Annotated in this window: 16 protein-coding genes; 11 read left to right on the forward strand and 5 right to left on the reverse strand. The window is 67.8% G+C overall.

The window, feature by feature from the left end:
- The 4 genes from Q0Q02_RS20310 to Q0Q02_RS20325 form a co-directional block, all read right to left on the reverse strand.
- Positions 1-683: lipoyl synthase (locus tag Q0Q02_RS20310; protein WP_293812192.1), on the reverse strand; the 683-nt coding region annotated here is incomplete at its 3' end.
- Positions 684-783: 100 nt separating this feature from the next.
- A complete protein-coding gene (locus Q0Q02_RS20315) occupies positions 784-1,062 on the reverse strand; it encodes a GlsB/YeaQ/YmgE family stress response membrane protein (protein ID WP_293800857.1) in 279 nt (92 codons plus the stop codon).
- A gap of 190 nt (positions 1,063-1,252) precedes the next feature.
- Positions 1,253-1,591, reverse strand: coding sequence for a GlsB/YeaQ/YmgE family stress response membrane protein (locus tag Q0Q02_RS20320; RefSeq protein WP_293812194.1), 339 nt, complete (start codon positions 1,589-1,591; stop codon positions 1,253-1,255).
- A 228-nt stretch (positions 1,592-1,819) separates the two neighbouring features.
- Positions 1,820-2,599 carry an invasion associated locus B family protein gene (locus Q0Q02_RS20325; protein WP_293812196.1) on the reverse strand — a complete coding sequence of 260 codons (780 nt, stop codon included), beginning with the start codon at positions 2,597-2,599 and terminating at the stop codon, positions 1,820-1,822.
- A gap of 269 nt (positions 2,600-2,868) precedes the next feature.
- Here Q0Q02_RS20325 and Q0Q02_RS20330 point away from each other — a divergent pair, with 269 nt between their 5' ends.
- The 11 genes from Q0Q02_RS20330 to lexA all read left to right on the forward strand — a co-directional run bounded on the left by Q0Q02_RS20330 (position 2,869) and on the right by lexA (position 13,466).
- Positions 2,869-4,695: an extracellular solute-binding protein gene (locus tag Q0Q02_RS20330; protein WP_293812197.1), complete on the forward strand. Its 1,827-nt coding sequence runs from the start codon at positions 2,869-2,871 to the stop codon at positions 4,693-4,695.
- A gap of 9 nt (positions 4,696-4,704) precedes the next feature.
- A complete protein-coding gene (locus Q0Q02_RS20335) occupies positions 4,705-5,739 on the forward strand; it encodes an AMP-binding protein (protein ID WP_293812199.1) in 1,035 nt (344 codons plus the stop codon).
- Positions 5,740-5,811: 72 nt separating this feature from the next.
- Complete coding sequence (locus tag Q0Q02_RS20340; protein WP_293812201.1) at positions 5,812-6,123, forward strand: hypothetical protein; 312 nt, start codon at positions 5,812-5,814, stop codon at positions 6,121-6,123.
- A gap of 106 nt (positions 6,124-6,229) precedes the next feature.
- A complete protein-coding gene (locus Q0Q02_RS20345; protein ID WP_293812203.1) occupies positions 6,230-6,511 on the forward strand; it encodes a YARHG domain-containing protein in 282 nt (93 codons plus the stop codon).
- A gap of 112 nt (positions 6,512-6,623) precedes the next feature.
- Positions 6,624-8,135, forward strand: coding sequence for an ATP-binding protein (locus tag Q0Q02_RS20350; protein ID WP_293812205.1), 1,512 nt, complete (start codon positions 6,624-6,626; stop codon positions 8,133-8,135).
- A 216-nt stretch (positions 8,136-8,351) separates the two neighbouring features.
- Positions 8,352-8,969 (forward strand): aminodeoxychorismate/anthranilate synthase component II, encoded by a 618-nt coding sequence (locus Q0Q02_RS20355; protein ID WP_293812206.1) that lies wholly within the window; start codon positions 8,352-8,354, stop codon positions 8,967-8,969.
- A gap of 15 nt (positions 8,970-8,984) precedes the next feature.
- Entirely contained in the window at positions 8,985-9,998 is a 1,014-nt protein-coding gene (gene trpD / locus Q0Q02_RS20360) for an anthranilate phosphoribosyltransferase (RefSeq protein ID WP_293812208.1), read from the forward strand.
- A gap of 7 nt (positions 9,999-10,005) precedes the next feature.
- Positions 10,006-10,812 (forward strand): indole-3-glycerol phosphate synthase TrpC, encoded by an 807-nt coding sequence (gene trpC / locus Q0Q02_RS20365; RefSeq protein WP_293812210.1) that lies wholly within the window; start codon positions 10,006-10,008, stop codon positions 10,810-10,812.
- On the forward strand, positions 10,809-11,291 hold the full coding sequence (gene moaC, locus Q0Q02_RS20370; protein ID WP_293812211.1) for a cyclic pyranopterin monophosphate synthase MoaC: 483 nt from the start codon (positions 10,809-10,811) through the stop codon (positions 11,289-11,291). The genes trpC and moaC overlap by 4 nt, the downstream gene beginning before the upstream one ends.
- A complete protein-coding gene (gene glp, locus Q0Q02_RS20375; RefSeq protein ID WP_293812213.1) occupies positions 11,291-12,496 on the forward strand; it encodes a gephyrin-like molybdotransferase Glp in 1,206 nt (401 codons plus the stop codon). Before moaC ends, glp begins: the two co-directional genes overlap by 1 nt.
- A gap of 256 nt (positions 12,497-12,752) precedes the next feature.
- Complete coding sequence (gene lexA / locus Q0Q02_RS20380; RefSeq protein WP_293812215.1) at positions 12,753-13,466, forward strand: transcriptional repressor LexA; 714 nt, start codon at positions 12,753-12,755, stop codon at positions 13,464-13,466.
- Positions 13,467-13,617: 151 nt separating this feature from the next.
- Here the strand turns inward: lexA and Q0Q02_RS20385 are convergent.
- On the reverse strand, positions 13,618-14,964 hold a 1,347-nt coding region (locus tag Q0Q02_RS20385; RefSeq protein ID WP_293812217.1), incomplete at its 5' end, for a ComEC/Rec2 family competence protein.

Consider the following 14,964-nt stretch of genomic DNA (forward strand, 5'->3'; position numbering starts at 1 on the left):
TCGAGCTCCTTCACCCGCTGCAGCAGGCGCAGCGAATGGAAATAGCGCGCGCCCGGGCGAACCTTGAGATACTTGCCGGGCACCGTCTCCAGATTGTGGTTGAAGACGTCGGGCTTGGCCGCCACGACGACTTCGAGCGCACCGGGCTTGCGCAGGAAGTCCGGCGTCAGGATCTCGATGGTGGTGCCGGGCGAAGCCTTGCGGATTGCCTTGATCACATTGGCGAAATGCTCGGCGCCGCCATCCTTGAGGTCGTCGCGGTCCACCGAGGTGATCACGACATGCTCGAGCCCGAGCTTGGTGACGGCATCGGCGATCTTGCGGGGTTCTTCCAGGTCGAGCGGCTGCGGCACGCCGGTCTTCACGTTGCAGAAGGCGCAGGCCCGCGTGCAGGTGTCGCCCATGATCATGAAGGTGGCGTGCTTCTTTTCCCAGCACTCGCCGATATTCGGACAGCCGGCTTCCTCGCAGACCGTGACCAGCTTCTCGGCCTTCACGATAGCCTTGGTCTCGGCCCATTTCGGCGAGCCCGGCGCCTTGACGCGGATCCAGTCCGGCTTGCGCAGCACCGGGTTCTCCGGCCGCTTCTGCTTCTCGGGATGGCGCACCTCGGCGGCTTGCGCCTTCGGATTGCCGGCATTGGGCCGCGGATCGCGGTTCAGCAGGTCGAGAACAAGCGCCATAACAGGGTCCGGGCTTCAACAGCAGGAGCCGGCCAAGCCGGCTTCCTCTAGCTAATCCCCAAAGCGCTCTGCCGCAACTCCCGGCCCCGGCAACAGAGCTTCACCTGCGACCGCGGGCCGCGTTCCAGATCACGATGACGATGATCGCGCCGGCAATCGCTGCGGTCAGCGTCCGCCAGAAGCCGAAAACCGGAATCTCCATGAGTTCGGCGACCTTGGCACCGACGAACGAGCCAGCGACGCCGACCAGCATATTGGTGAAGAGCCCGTGATCGGACGAGGTCAGGCGCTCGGCGATCCAGCCGGCGAGCAGGCCGATCAGCAGCGTCATGAAGAAGCCATAGCCCGGCTGGGCCATGGTGGCGGCAAAGCTTTCCATCGAAGAAGTTCCCCTAGCCATGCGCGGATGCGCGCCTACCAACGACGCGTGCCGGCTGAAGTTCCGCATCCATGCGGAGCGGGTCAATCCCTCTCGTCATTGCGAGGAGCAAAGCGACGAAGCAATCCAGGGGGACGTAGAGCACTGCCGCCCCTGGATTGCTTCGCTGCGCTCGCAAGGACGGAGAGCTTCAGGCGATGAAGCGCGCCAGCAGGATGACGAGGATGGCGCCAATGACCGCCATGCCGGCATCGTCGAGGAAGCCATAGCCGGTATTCAGGCGCCAGCCGGTGAGGCGCACGATGCCTTGCCCGACCAGCATGCCGAGCACGCCGACGACCGCATGGCGGATGACCCCGCCGCCTCCGACGATCAGGCTGGCTGCGAAACCCGTGAACGTGCCGAAGGCCACGGTCGGAACGATGACGCTCCAGTCGAGCGGCAGCGCCCGGCGCGGCGGCAGGATCTCGATCTCCTCGTCGCGGACGACACGATCGGGCTTGGCAGATTTGCGGGTGCGTGGCGGCATCGCTGCAATATGGAATGGAGACAGGCGGACGCCAAGCGCCCGCGGCCGGAGACCGAGCGTCATTCATGCGCGAAGCGCGCGGTCAATCCGAAGCTCGATGAGGAGCGCGGATCGGCGCGGTTTGCTCCGGATGACGGGCATCTCTCCGTCGGGAACCACCGAGCGCCAAGAAAAAAGCCGGCCCCGCGAGGGACCGGCCTTTTCGATATCAGGCGTTTGCGCCGGCGCTCAGGGCTTCGGCGGGGTCGCGGGCGCGGCGCCAGGAGCCGGGGCAGCGCCGGGAGCGGCACTGGCGCCGCCGGAGCCGAGGCGCTGGCGCAGCTCTTCCTGGCGCTTGCCGAGCTCGTCCTGGAGCTGCTTCTGCTGGTCCTCGAGCACCTTCGGATCGATCGCGGCGCCCTCGAAGCCCTTGGCGAAGTCAGCCAGCGGGATGGTGAAGGTCAATTCACGGCCACCCTGGTTCTGGACGCTGACGTTCAGGTTCGTGCCCTTCTTCATCGCGTTGATGAAGTCGTCCTTGACCTGCGACTCGGCGAAGCAGCCGTTCGGGAAGCAGATGGCATAGCGACCGCCGGTCGGCTGCGCGGTATCGACGCCGAAGCGAATACCGGGCTGCAGCAGCAGGCCGAGCGGCATCAGGAAGCGCACGATCTTGTTGGCGTCGCCCTTCACATCATAGATCGCGACGGCGAGCACCGGCTGGCCCTGATCCGAGACGAAGTCGCGGGTGGTGTAGCAGATTTCCTTGTTGGCAGCCGGGTCCTTGCCGCAGACCTTGGTCCAGCTGGTCTGCGAGGGCTCAGGCTTGACCTGGACGACGGTCGGGCCGGCAGGCGCTGCGCCGCCGGGCTGGGCGGGAGCGGCGGGCTGCTGGGCCGGAGCAGCCGGACGGGCAGGCGCCGGGCGCTGCGCCGGAGCCTGGGCGAAGGCTGCGACAGGCGCGAAGCCGATGGCAGCGCTGAGCGCGAGGCCGAGCGCGCGAGATGACAGGCGATACGAAGCGGACATTCCTTGTCTTTCCTTACCAAGCGAATTCGGGATCACGACTTCGCAAGCCGCGCGCGTCACCGCTGATGGCCCAATCGCATGGGGCGCAGGCCATCGCAAGCCGTGCACATCAAGGCCGATTGAGGCGTTTGAATGACACCCTGCCCTCGCCTTTAGCGAGTTCGCACCGCGGTTTCCAGCCCGAATAGCTGCGTGACCACGCAGCTCCCATGCTATTCTTGCCGAGGGAATCAGGTCGTGTGATGGAATTTCTTCGATTGCCCCAGGCGATGAGCCGCCGCGGGGTCAACCTTTTACTGGCTTTGGCCCCGTTCGCCGTCCTGGCGCGCGGCCGTGAGGCTCTGGCCGATTCGGCTCCACTGCGGCATGCCATCGCAATGCATGGGCAGCCGGCGCTGCCGCCCGGATTCGCGCATCTGCCCTATGCCGACCCCAAGGCGCCCAAGGGTGGGCGCATCGTCATGGGCATCCAGGGCACCTTCGATAGCCTCAATCCGCTCGTCGTGCTCGGCGTCGCGCCCGATGCCGTGCCGAGATATGTCCAGCAGAGCCTGCTCTACCGCTCGGCCGACGAGCCCTTCACAGCCTACGGCCTGCTCGCCTCCGGCGTCGCGCTCGACGCGGACCGCAAGCATCTCGCCTTCGAGGTCGACGAGCGAGCGCGTTTCTCGGACGGCACGCCGGTGACCGCCGAAGACGTGATTTTCACCTTCGAGATGCTGAAGGCGAAGGGCAAGCCGTTCCACCGCTCCAGCCTCGGCCGCGTGACCAAGGCCACGGCCATCTCGCCCCGACGCGTCGAATTCGAGCTCGGCGACGGCTCCAACCGCGAATTGCCATTGGTGATCGGCGCGATGCCGATCTTTGCGAAGCACGCGACCCAGCCTGAGACCTTCGGCGAGACCAGTTTCAAGCCGGCGCTCGGCTCCGGCCCCTATGCCGTCGAGGATGTCCGGCCCGGCGAATCGCTCACGCTGCGGCGGCGCAAGGACTTCTGGGCCGAGGATCATCCGCTCACGCGCGGGCTCTATAATGCAGACGAGATCCGCTACGACTTCTACCGGGATTCGAACGCGCTGTTCGAGGCGTTCAAGGCCGGGCTCTACGACATCCGCATCGAGGGCGACCCGACGCGCTGGATGACCGGCTACGACGTGCCGGCCGTGCATGACGGGCGCATCCGCCGGGAAACCCTGCATTTCGACACGCCCAAGGGCATGACAGGCCTCGTCTTCAACACGAGACGGCCGATCTTCGCCGATGTCCGGGTCCGCGAGGCGCTGGGCCTGCTGTTCGATTTCGAATGGGTCAACCGCAACCTGTTCCACGGCGTCTACCGCCGGGCCGGGAGCTTCTTCTCCGATTCTGACCTTTCGGCGCTCGGCGTCCCCGCCGACGAGCGGGAGAAGACGTTGCTCGCCGCATTTCCGCGCGCGGTGCGCGAGGACATCCTCGCCGGCACCTGGCGGCCCTCGGAGACCGACGGCTCGGGCCGCGATCGCGAGCAGGCGCGCAAGGCGCTCGATCTGCTCAAGGCCGCCGGCTACGCGCTGCGCGACGGCGTGCTGCGCAACGGCAAGGACGAGCCCTTCGCCTTCGAGATCACCGTGACCAGCCGGCCACAGGAGCGGCTCGCGCTCAACTATGCGCAGTCGCTTGCCCGCCTCGGCATCGCCGTCTCGGTGCGCCTGATCGACGACGTGCAGTACTGGCGGCGTCTGTCAGCCTTCGATTTCGACATGATCCAGTGGACCTGGCCGGCCTCGGCCTCGCCCGGCAACGAGCAGATCGGGCGCTGGGGCTCGGCCAATGCCGCGCGCAACGGCTCGCTGAACTATGCCGGCGTGAAATCACCCGCGGTCGATGCCGTTCTGCAGGCCTTGCTCGGGGCCCGCGAGCGCGAGGATTTCGTCGCGGCGGTGCGCGCGCTCGATCGCTTGCTGATCTCCGGCTTCTACGTCGTGCCGCTGTATTACCTGCCCGATACCTGGATCGCGCTGGCACGCGGCGTCGTTCTGGCGGGGCGGCAGCCGGCCTATTTCCTCTCCAACGAAACGCTGGCGCGCCTCCCGGCCGCGTCGGCCCCGGCGAACTAGGGTTTGTCGATGCGGGCAGAACAGGACGAAGCCTCAGCCTTGCTCGACGGTCTCGATCTCGACACACTGCTCGCGGCCCTGACCCGCAGCCGCGGCTATGATGCAGCCTTGCGCGATCCACCGGGCCGGCGCGGCTGGAGCGACGTCACGCCGGGCTCGGTCAACTTCCTCGATCTCGACGAGCGCATCGACCGGCTGGCGCGGCTGCTCGCCATCAACAAGGGAACGCCGGGCGCGAGCGTCGCGATCCTGGCTCCGCTCGGACCGGAGGCAATCGTCTCGATCCTGGCCAGCCTGCGCGCTGGCTTGTCGCCCCTCATGTTGCCGTTGCACGGCAACGAGCTCGAATTGCTCCGGTTGATCGAGACGGCCGGCGCGGTGATGGCGCTCGGCGTCAGCCGCGTCGGATCGCTGCGACCGCTGCTCACGCTGCGCAATCTCGCGATGCGGGCTTTCGGTACGCGCTTCGTCGGCGGCTTCGGGCCGGACGTGCCCGACGGGGTCGCCCCACTCGACATGCTGATGGCGAACCCGACGCTGCACCCACTGCCGCAACTCGTCGAGCGGCCGGTGCTGCAGGTTTGCGACGGCGTGGCGCTGCGGGGGCCGTTCAAGCTGTCGGAGCGGGATCTGCTCGCGAAGGCGCTCGACATCTCGCGGACGCTCAAACCGACCGTCTCGTCACGCATCGTGACGACCCTGGTCGGCGGCGACCTTGCAGCTCTTGCCAGCGGGCCTGGCATGGCGATGCTGAGTGGCATCGAACTGCTCACGCTCGGCCTGTTCAATCTCGGCGACCTGCAGGCCTGCATCGAAGGCGGACGCCATGTCCATCTGGTCCTGCCCGGAACCATGGAGCCGGCGCTGGCGCATTCGCGGCTCGCCGAGCATCCGGCCCTGGCCAGCCTCGTCTTCGTGCATCGAGCGACTGAGGCACGCGGCCTCCCCGCGATCGATCGGCCCGACATCGCGATCGTGGACATCGCGGCGCATTCGGCCGGGGATATCAGCGTGATCAGGCGCCAGGCGCCTCCGGCGGCCTGAGCGCACTTTCACGCGGAACTTTCCGGGCCGCCTTGCGTTCCGGGGCGGGGTGTCTTCCTTGGAGTGGCAGCCATGCTCGCCGCCGGTCTCGTTCTTATGTCTCTCTCCAGCAATCCCGCCACAGCGCCCGTCGTTCCGATCGCGGATTCGCCGCCGCGCTTCGACATCTCCGCTTCGTGCCGCGATGTCGGCAAGTCGGGCATCAATGTCGGCCGCCCCGCCAGCGCTTGCCAGGCCGATGAGGAACGGGCCCGCGCTGCGCTGACTGCGCGCTGGGGCGAGTTCCAGCCCAGCGCCAGAACGGCCTGCGTCGAGGGCGCCACTTTCGGCGGACCGCCGAGCTATGTCGAGGTGCTCACCTGCCTCGAGATGAAGAAGCCGTAGCGGCGTGGCGCATTACGCCAAAAATCCGGGATGTTCCGGGCGGCGAGTGTTGCCTTCGACGGGACCGACCCGCAAAGTTCCACGTCTTGTTGCCGGAGACCGCCCCATGCACCGCCTTTGCCTGCCGCTCCTTGCGGCTGCCCTGCTTGCTGGCGGTATCGCGAGCCCCGCGCTCGCCAATCCTCAAGCCTGCGCCGATCTCTGGACCCAGCGCAACGAGATCTACAAGGCGCAAGGCTATTGCTTCCGCACCAAGCGCGCGATCGCGGCCTTCGGCAATGCCGGCTGCCAGTACGACAATGTCGAGGATCTGCCGCTTTCCGCCAATGACCACCGGGCGATCGCCGACATCCTCCGGCAGGAGCGCGCCCTGCGCTGCCCGCGCTGAAGCGCATTGCCTGTGGAAGGCAGGGCTTCCTCACGTCCAGCGAGGGAAAGGCCGTGCTAGAAGCGCCGGCCGCACATCCGCGCCTGATCCAACCCGACGATTCACCGCCCGCATGACCACCGCAATCGAGATGGGAACGACAAGGACCGGCGAGCCCGGTCTGATCGATCTCGCCGAATTGCTGGCGACGCGCCTGCTGGTGCAGGGCAATTCCGGCTCGGGCAAATCGCATCTGCTGCGCCGTTTGCTGGAGCAGAGCGCGCCGCTGGTGCAGCAGGCGATCATCGACCCCGAGGGCGATTTCGTCTCGCTGGCCGATCAGTTCGGCCATGTCGTGGTCGATGCCGAATGCGGTGAGGCCGAATTGCAGCGTGTGGCGCTGCGCGTGCGCCAGCACCGCGTCTCGGTCGTGCTCAATCTCGAAAATCTCGAAGCCGACGAGCAGTTGCGCGCCACCGCCGCCTTCCTCGGCGGGCTCTTCGATGTCGACCGCTCGCTCTGGTTCCCGATGCTGATCGTGGTCGACGAGGCGCAGCTCTTCGCGCCGGTGATGGCGGGCGAGGCCTCGGACGAGGCGCGCCGCCTTTCCTTGGGCGCCATGACCAACCTGATGTGCCGCGGCCGCAAGCGCGGGCTTGCCGGCGTGATCGCGACCCAGCGCCTCGCCAAGCTCGCCAAGAACGTCGCGGCGGAAGCCTCGAACTTCCTGATGGGCCGCACCTTCCTCGACATCGACATGCAGCGTGCCGCCGACCTGCTCGGCATGGACCGGCGCCAGGCCGAGATGTTCCGCGACCTCGAACGCGGCCAGTTCGTCGCGCTCGGCCCCGCCCTGTCGAAGCGCCCGCTGCCGATCCGGATCGGCACGGTCTCCTCGGTCGATCGCGGCGGCGCGCCGGGCCTGATGCCGCTGCCCGAGCAGGCGCCGGAGGATGCCGGCAAGCTGATCTTCACACGGGGCGAGGACGAGCCGCTACCGATGGCGCGGCCTGTGCGTCCGGCACCACGTCCGCGGCCCGACCCGACCGAGGTGCTGCGCCGGATCGAGAACTACCGCCCTGCCCCGCAGCCGGAGCCCGAACCCGAGATCGAGCTGGAGCCGGCCGAGCGCGAGGCGATCATGGTCGAGATCCTGCGCGAATTGATGGGCGATCCCGAGGCGCGCTCGCGCCAGGTCGCGGTGCTCTACCAGGATTTCACCGTGCGCTGCCGGATGCGCCGGCTCGGCCGCACGCATCTGAGCTTGGAGGAATTCCGCCGCCGCCTCGCGGTGGCACGCGCCGGGGTCAGCGACAGCATCGCGACGAGCGAGGGCTGGCAGGCGGCCGTCGAAGCGTCCGGCTCGCTGCCGGAGGACTTGCAAGGGCTCTTCCTCTTCATCGCCCGTACCGCGATCGAGGGCCGGCCCTGCCCCAGCGATGCCGAGCTGGCGGAGGTCTATGGCAGCGCTTCGCCGAGCCGGGCGCGGCGCGTGCTCAGCTATATCGAGGAGCGCGGACTGATCGTCTGCCATGTCGATTTCCGCGGCCAGCGCACGCTCGCCCTGCCGGCTCTCGGCGTCGAGACAGCGCCGGGACTGGCGCAACCGCGCACGGCGGGCATGTCGCGCAGCGCGCGGGGATGAAATCGAGCACGCCATGCCCGGGCCGCGAGCGTCATTCTCGGGCGAAGCGAAGCGCAGACCCGAGCATCTCTCGCAAGATTAGGCGCCTTCTCGTCCTGAGATGCTCGGGTCTAGCCCGAGCATGACGCGCGCGGACATGCCGCCTCCTCCCGCTCAAAACTTGACCACCCCGCCCCCGAACGTGCATGACCTCAAGCCGCATTCACGGGTTCGGCCATGCGCGTTCTGTTGATCGACAACTACGACAGCTTCACCTGGAACCTGGTCCATCTCATCGGTGGGCTGGGCGCCGAGGTCGATGTCTGGCGTAACGACGCGCTTACCGTCGACGAAGCGCTTGCCGGCGATCACGATGCGATCGTGCTCTCGCCCGGCCCCTGCACGCCGAACGAAGCCGGAATCTGCCTCGATCTGATCAAGGAAGGCGCGGGCAAGAAGCCGATCTTCGGCGTCTGCCTCGGCCTGCAGGCGATGGGCCAGGCCTTCGGCGGCCATGTCGTGCGCGCGCCCCTGCCGATGCACGGCAAGGTCTCGCCGATCCGTCACCGGGCGCGCGGTCTGTTCCGCGGCATCAACGGGCCGCTGCAGGCGACGCGCTATCACTCGCTCGTGGTCGAGCGCGCCTCCTGCCCGGACGTCTTCGAGATCGAGGCGGAGAGCGATGACGGCCTGATCATGGCGCTCTCGCATCGGGAGCTGCCGGTCCACGGCGTCCAGTTCCATCCGGAGAGCATCGCCTCCGAGCATGGCGCGACGATCCTGCGGAATTTCCTCGATCTCGCGGAGCGATGGCAGAGCGAACGCGAAGCCTCCGCCCTGACCCCTTCAGCCTGATTCCGCAGAGTTCCCATGGACGATTTCAAACCCTTCATCGCCAAGGTCGCGACCGGCGCGACGCTCTCCCGCGAGGAAGCGCGCGACGCCTTCGACACCATCCTTTCGGGCGAAGTGACGAACGCACAATCGGCCGCCTTCCTGATGGCGCTGCGCGTGCGCGGCGAGACGATCGACGAGATCGCCGGCGCCGTCGGCGCCATGCGCGGCAAGATGCTGCCCGTGAAGGCGCCGCCCGAGGCGATCGACATCGTCGGCACCGGCGGCGATTCCTCCGGCTCCTACAATGTCTCGACGCTGGCCTCGATCATCACCGCCGCTTGCGGCGTGCCGGTCGCCAAGCATGGCAACCGCGCGGCCTCCTCGCGCTCCGGCGCGGCGGACGTGCTGACCGCGCTCGGCGTCAAGGTCGGGCTCGACCCGGCCGCGACCGAGCATTGCATCCGCGAGGCCGGCGTCGGCTTCATGTTCGCGCCGACGCACCATGCCTCGATGCGCCATGTCGCACCGGTGCGCACCGAACTCGGCACGCGCACGATTTTCAACCTGCTCGGTCCGCTCTCCAACCCGGCCGGCGCCAAGCGCCAACTGATCGGTGCCTTCTCCGAGACCTGGCTGGAGCCGATGGTCAAGGTGCTGGCCTCCTTCGGCTCGACCCGCGTCTGGGCCGTGCACGGCTCGGACGGACTCGACGAGATCACCACGACCGGCCCGACCCGCGTCGTCTCGCTGGAAGACGGCAAGATCGAGAGCTTCTCGATCAGCCCCGCCGATGTCGGCCTTGAGCCGGCCAAGCCGGAAGCCCTGCGCGGCGGCACGCCAGAGGAGAACGCGGCGGCGCTGAACGCCGTGCTCGGCGGAGAGAAGACCGGTTTCCGCGATATCGCAGCCTTCAATGCGGCTGCGGCACTGCTCGTCGCCGGCAAGGCCAAGGACCTGAAGGACGGCTTCGCCCAGGCGACGGCCGCGCTCGATTCCGGCAAGGCCAAGGCAACGCTCGCCGCCCTGATCAAAGCCTCGAACGCGTGAGGCCGGCATGACCGACATCCTCGCGAAGATCGAAGCCTACAAGCGTCAAGAGATCGCGGCCGCCAAGGCTGCCGTTCCGCAGGCCGAAATCGAACGCCGCGCCCGCGCGGCCTCCAAGCCGCGCGGCTTTGCCGATGCGCTCGCGGGCAAGCTCGCTCTAGGGACGCCTGCGCTGATCGCCGAGATCAAGAAGGCGAGCCCGTCGAAGGGTCTGATCCGCGCCGATTTCGACCCGCCCTCGCTCGCCCGCGCCTATGCGGCCGGCGGCGCGGCCTGCCTCTCGGTGTTGACCGACGCGCCCTCTTTCCAGGGGCAACCGGAGTTCCTGACGCAGGCGCGCGAGGCTTCCGGCCTGCCGGCTTTGCGCAAGGATTTCCTCTATGAGCCCTATCAGGTCTACGAGGCCCGCTCCTGGGGCGCCGACTGCATCCTGATCATCATGGCCGGGGTCGACGACGCCACCGCGAGCGCCCTGAACGAGACCGCGCAGGAACTCGGCATGGATGTCCTCGTCGAGGTCCATGACGATGCCGAGCTCGACCGGGCGCTGAAGCTCGAAAGCCGCCTGCTCGGAATCAACAACCGCGACCTGCGCAGCTTCCATGTCGATCTCGCCGTGACCGAGCGGCTGGCGCCGCGCGTGCCGGCCGACCGGATCGTCATCGGCGAGAGCGGCATCTTTACCCATGCTGACATTGCCCGCCTGAACCGCAGCGGCGTCAACAGCTTCCTCGTCGGCGAAAGCCTGATGCGGCAGGCCGACGTCACCGCAGCGACGCAGGCGCTGCTCACCGGCAAGGCCGTCGCGGCGTGAGTCGGCTCAGCCATCTCGACGCGCAAGGCGCCGCGCATATGGTCGATGTCGGCAGCAAGGCCGAGACGACCCGCATAGCGATCGCCGAAGGCCAGGTGGTGATGGCGCCTGGGACGATCGCGATCGTGCGCGACGGCAACGCCAAGAAGGGCGATGTGCTGGGCACAGCACGCCTCGCCGGGATCATGGCGGCGAAGCGCACGCATGAACTGATCCCGCTCTGCCACCCGCTGCTGCTGAGCAAGATCGCCGTCGATCTCACGATCGACGAGGCTCTGCCGGGCGTGCGCGTACGCGCCGAAGTCAAGATGAAGGGCCAGACCGGCGTCGAGATGGAGGCACTGACCGCCGTCTCCGTCGCCTGTCTCACCGTCTACGACATGGTCAAGGCCGTCGACCGGGCGATGCGGATCGAGAATATCCGCCTGCTGCACAAATCCGGTGGTCAATCCGGCGATTACGACGCGAAAGCTAGCTGATGGCGCTCACTCCGGTCCCCGTCGCGCGCAAGGCGCTGCTCGACAGCATTCCGGGGCCGACGGGAGCGGAAACCCTGCCGCTGGCGCAATCTGCCTGGCGCGTGCTGGCCGGTGATCTCAAGGCGCTCAGGACCCAACCGCCCTTCGCGAATTCCGCCATGGACGGCTATGCCGTGCGCGGGGACGACATGGCGCAAGGCGTCTCGCTCACTGTCATCGGTGAATCCGCCGCCGGCCGAGCCTATGAGGGCGCGGTCGGGCCGGGACAGGCGGTGCGCATCTTCACGGGCGCGCCGATGCCCGAGGGCGCCGACACCATCCTGATGCAGGAAGACGCGGACGGCGTCGGCAGCCCGGTGATCCGCGTGCGCGTGCCGCCGGCCAAGGGCAAGTTCCTGCGTGCTGCGGGGCTCGATTTCCATGAGGGCGACGTCCTGCTATCGGCTGGGCGCGTGCTCGATAGCGCGGCGCTGGGCCTCGCCGCCGCAATGGGGCATCCGGCCTTGCCCGTCCGACGCAAGCCGCGGGTCGCGATCCTGGCAACCGGTGACGAGTTGGTGGCGCCGGGCGAGCCGGTCGGTCGCGACCAGATCGTCGCTTCGAACTCGTTCTCGCTCGCCGCTCTGGTCGAAAAGGCCGGCGGCACGATTCTCGATCTCGGTATCGCCCGCGACGACCATGCCGATCTCGCCAGCAAGATCGCACAGGCGCGGGATGCCGATGTGCTGATCACGCTCGGCGGCGCGTCGGTCGGCGCGCATGACCTCGTTCAGGAGGCGTTGACAAGGGCCGGCATGACGCTCGGCTTCTGGAAGATCGCGATGCGGCCGGGCAAGCCGATGATGACCGGGCGGCTTGGCCGCATGGTCGTGGTCGGACTGCCGGGCAATCCGGTCTCCTCGATCGTCTGCGGCCATCTCTTCGTGCTGCCCTTGATCGAGGCGCTGCTCGGCATCGCTGAGGCCGATCGCGATCGCAGCATCCCCGCCATTCTGGGACGCGACATGCCCGGCAATGACGAGCGCGAGGACTACCTGCGCTCGGAGCTTGCGCTGACGCCGGAAGGCTGGGTGGCGACGCCCTTCGACCGGCAGGATTCCTCGATGCTCGGCACGCTCGCACGCGCCCAGGCCTTGACGATCCGTCCAGCCCATGCCGCTCCGGCCAAGAAGGGCGATGCCTGCCGGTTCCTGCCGTTACGGTAGAGCGCGCGCTCTTTCCTTCTCCGCGACGTCATTCCGGGCAAGCGCAGCGCAGACCCGGAATCTATCGTAAAGTGCGGCGCTCTTCGATGGATTCCGGATCGGCGCCGCTGACGCGGCTTGTCCGGAATGACGGCGTGTCTTCCATATTGCCCACTCACGCTTCCGCGGCGGCAAGGCCGCTTGCGGAACACAAGCAGAACGCGTATGGTGTTCGTGATTTGTTTCGAATCCGCGCTTTGAGGGGCTGGCGGCGACCATGCTGACACGCAAGCAACACGAACTCCTGCGCTTCATCCAGGAACGCTTGCGCGAAAGTGGCGTGCCGCCCTCCTTCGACGAGATGAAGGACGCGCTCGACCTGCGCTCGAAATCCGGCATCCATCGTCTCGTCATGGCGCTGGAGGAGCGCGGCTTCATCCGCCGCCTGCCGAACCGGGCGCGCGCCCTCGAAGTCATCAAGATGCCCGACGGGCTCGGCGCGCCGCAGCCGCGTCCCCGCTTCAGCCCGGCCGTCGTGCAGGGCGGTCTCGGCGCGCAGCCGAGCGTCGCCAAGCCGCGCCCCGCAGCAATCGAGGACGATAGCCGGCATTCCATCGCGATTCCCGTTATGGGCCGTATCGCGGCGGGCACGCCGATCTCGGCGATCCAGAGCCGCAGCCACACCGTCTCGCTGCCGCCGGACATGCTCGGCTCCGGCGAGCATTACGCGCTGGAAGTACGCGGCGATTCGATGGTGGAGGCCGGCATTCTCGACGGCGACACCGTCGTCATCCGCAGGCAGGATACGGCCAATACCGGCGATATCGTCGTGGCGCTGATCGACGACGAGGAAGCGACGCTGAAGCGCCTGCGCAAGCGTGGCTCCTCGATCGCACTCGAAGCCGCGAACCCGGCCTATGAGACCCGCGTTCTCGGCCCCGACCGGGTCAAGATTCAGGGGCGTCTCGTCAACCTGATGCGGCGCTACTGAAGGCGCTCGTGATACGGAAACCGTCATTGCGAGCGCAGCGAAGCAATCCAGGGGGGACTGGGTTGAACGGCTGCGACCCAGTCCCCCTGGATTGCTTCGTCGCTTCGCTTCTCGCAATGACGGCCTGAAACGGCCCCCGTAACGGGCTGTCCTACATGGGTTCTGTATCGCTCTCGACGGCGGCGGCTGATGATGCCGGTGCCGGTTGGGCTGCGGGCGTCGACTTATGGCGGCTCCACGGGCGATCAGCCGTGCTTGGCTCGGAGACATGGCTGCTCCATCCCGAACCCGTGCGATAGAGCGAGGTCGCGCCGTCCCGCGATAGTACCATGCGTTCGATCAGCCTGGCCTTGCAGGTCCCGCTCCAGGGAATGGCCGTGACGACGAGATCGGCCCGCAGGCAATCCTCGATGATGGCGAGCCGCTCGCGCGTATAAGAGACCGTGCGCTTGCCGACTGTCTGCGCGACGCAGGCCAGGCGGTCGCAGGCGATGCCGGCACGCAGCGTCGGATCGTCGGGCGAGCGGCTGTCGCCATCGGCTGCGAGCCATTGTTGCAGGACGAAGCGGCTGGGCTTGCCCGCGATGGCGAGGCGCCCGTCCGGGCCGCGCACGGCCAGCCCGGAACCGTCGCGCTCGATCAGGATTTCCGGCCGCTCCGGCTTGCCGGCGATAGCGACGCCGAAGATTAGCGGCAGGGCTGCCAGCCAGCGCCAGGCCGTGGTCCAGAGCGTCAGCCAGAGCAAGGTCACCGCGAAGCAGCCCAGCACCGCCGGACCGAAGGCCGCGACCGTCACCGTCGAATGGTCGATGGTCGCGACCCAATGCGCCACCTTGAGCACAACATCGGAGGCGAGCCCCATCAGCGCCCAAGCCGGCCAGTCCAACCCGAAGGGATAGGCGAGCACGCCGAATACCGCCGCCGGCATCACGAAGAGCGAGACGAAGGGCAGCGCCATCGCGTTGCCGAGCAGGCCGAAGGGGTTGAAGGTCTGGAAGTGATAGGCGCCGAAGGGCGCGGTCGCGGCCGTCGCCAGCATCGTGGTGACCACGATTCCGAGCGACGCCGCCCAGAGCGGCCCGAGCGGCCAGGGCAGCACGGTCGGTGGCTCGGTGCGGTCTCTTCTTTCCCAGCGCTCCGCGAAGGCGATCAGCGCCGCGACCGCGCCGAAGGACATCTGGAAGCTCGGGCCGAGCAGCGCCTCGGGCTCGCGCAGCAGCACGATCATCGCGGCGAGCGCGAGGTTGCGCATGCTCAGTGCCGCGCGATCGACCAGGATCGCGCCGAGCATGACCAGTGTCATGATCAGCGAGCGCTCGGTCGCGACATCGCTGCCGGAAAAGATGCAATAGGCGGTCGCGCCGAGCATGGCGGCGACCGCCGCGATCTTCTTGATCGGCCAATGCAGCGCGACCGTTTGCGACAGCGCCAGCAACGCGCGGACCAGCCAGAAGATCGTGCCGGCCGCCAGCACCATGTGGAGACCCGAGATCGAGAC

Origin of the sequence: uncultured Allobosea sp., from assembly GCF_945956895.1 — a bacterium.
Lineage (GTDB): Bacteria > Pseudomonadota > Alphaproteobacteria > Rhizobiales > Beijerinckiaceae > Allobosea.

Bases quoted from the DNA above. Each gene is read 5' to 3' on its own strand.
- Q0Q02_RS20315 (WP_293800857.1), bottom strand. From the start codon at position 1,062: ATGGAAAGCTTTGCCGCCACCATGGCCCAGCCGGGCTATGGCTTCTTC.
- Q0Q02_RS20320 (WP_293812194.1), bottom strand. From the start codon at position 1,591: ATGCCGCCACGCACCCGCAAATCTGCCAAGCCCGATCGTGTCGTCCGC.
- Q0Q02_RS20325 (WP_293812196.1), bottom strand. From the start codon at position 2,599: ATGTCCGCTTCGTATCGCCTGTCATCTCGCGCGCTCGGCCTCGCGCTC.
- Q0Q02_RS20330 (WP_293812197.1), top strand. From the start codon at position 2,869: ATGAGCCGCCGCGGGGTCAACCTTTTACTGGCTTTGGCCCCGTTCGCC.
- Q0Q02_RS20335 (WP_293812199.1), top strand. From the start codon at position 4,705: ATGCGGGCAGAACAGGACGAAGCCTCAGCCTTGCTCGACGGTCTCGAT.
- Q0Q02_RS20340 (WP_293812201.1), top strand. From the start codon at position 5,812: ATGCTCGCCGCCGGTCTCGTTCTTATGTCTCTCTCCAGCAATCCCGCC.
- Q0Q02_RS20345 (WP_293812203.1), top strand. From the start codon at position 6,230: ATGCACCGCCTTTGCCTGCCGCTCCTTGCGGCTGCCCTGCTTGCTGGC.
- Q0Q02_RS20350 (WP_293812205.1), top strand. From the start codon at position 6,624: ATGACCACCGCAATCGAGATGGGAACGACAAGGACCGGCGAGCCCGGT.
- Q0Q02_RS20355 (WP_293812206.1), top strand. From the start codon at position 8,352: ATGCGCGTTCTGTTGATCGACAACTACGACAGCTTCACCTGGAACCTG.
- trpD (WP_293812208.1), top strand. From the start codon at position 8,985: ATGGACGATTTCAAACCCTTCATCGCCAAGGTCGCGACCGGCGCGACG.
- trpC (WP_293812210.1), top strand. From the start codon at position 10,006: ATGACCGACATCCTCGCGAAGATCGAAGCCTACAAGCGTCAAGAGATC.
- glp (WP_293812213.1), top strand. From the start codon at position 11,291: ATGGCGCTCACTCCGGTCCCCGTCGCGCGCAAGGCGCTGCTCGACAGC.
- lexA (WP_293812215.1), top strand. From the start codon at position 12,753: ATGCTGACACGCAAGCAACACGAACTCCTGCGCTTCATCCAGGAACGC.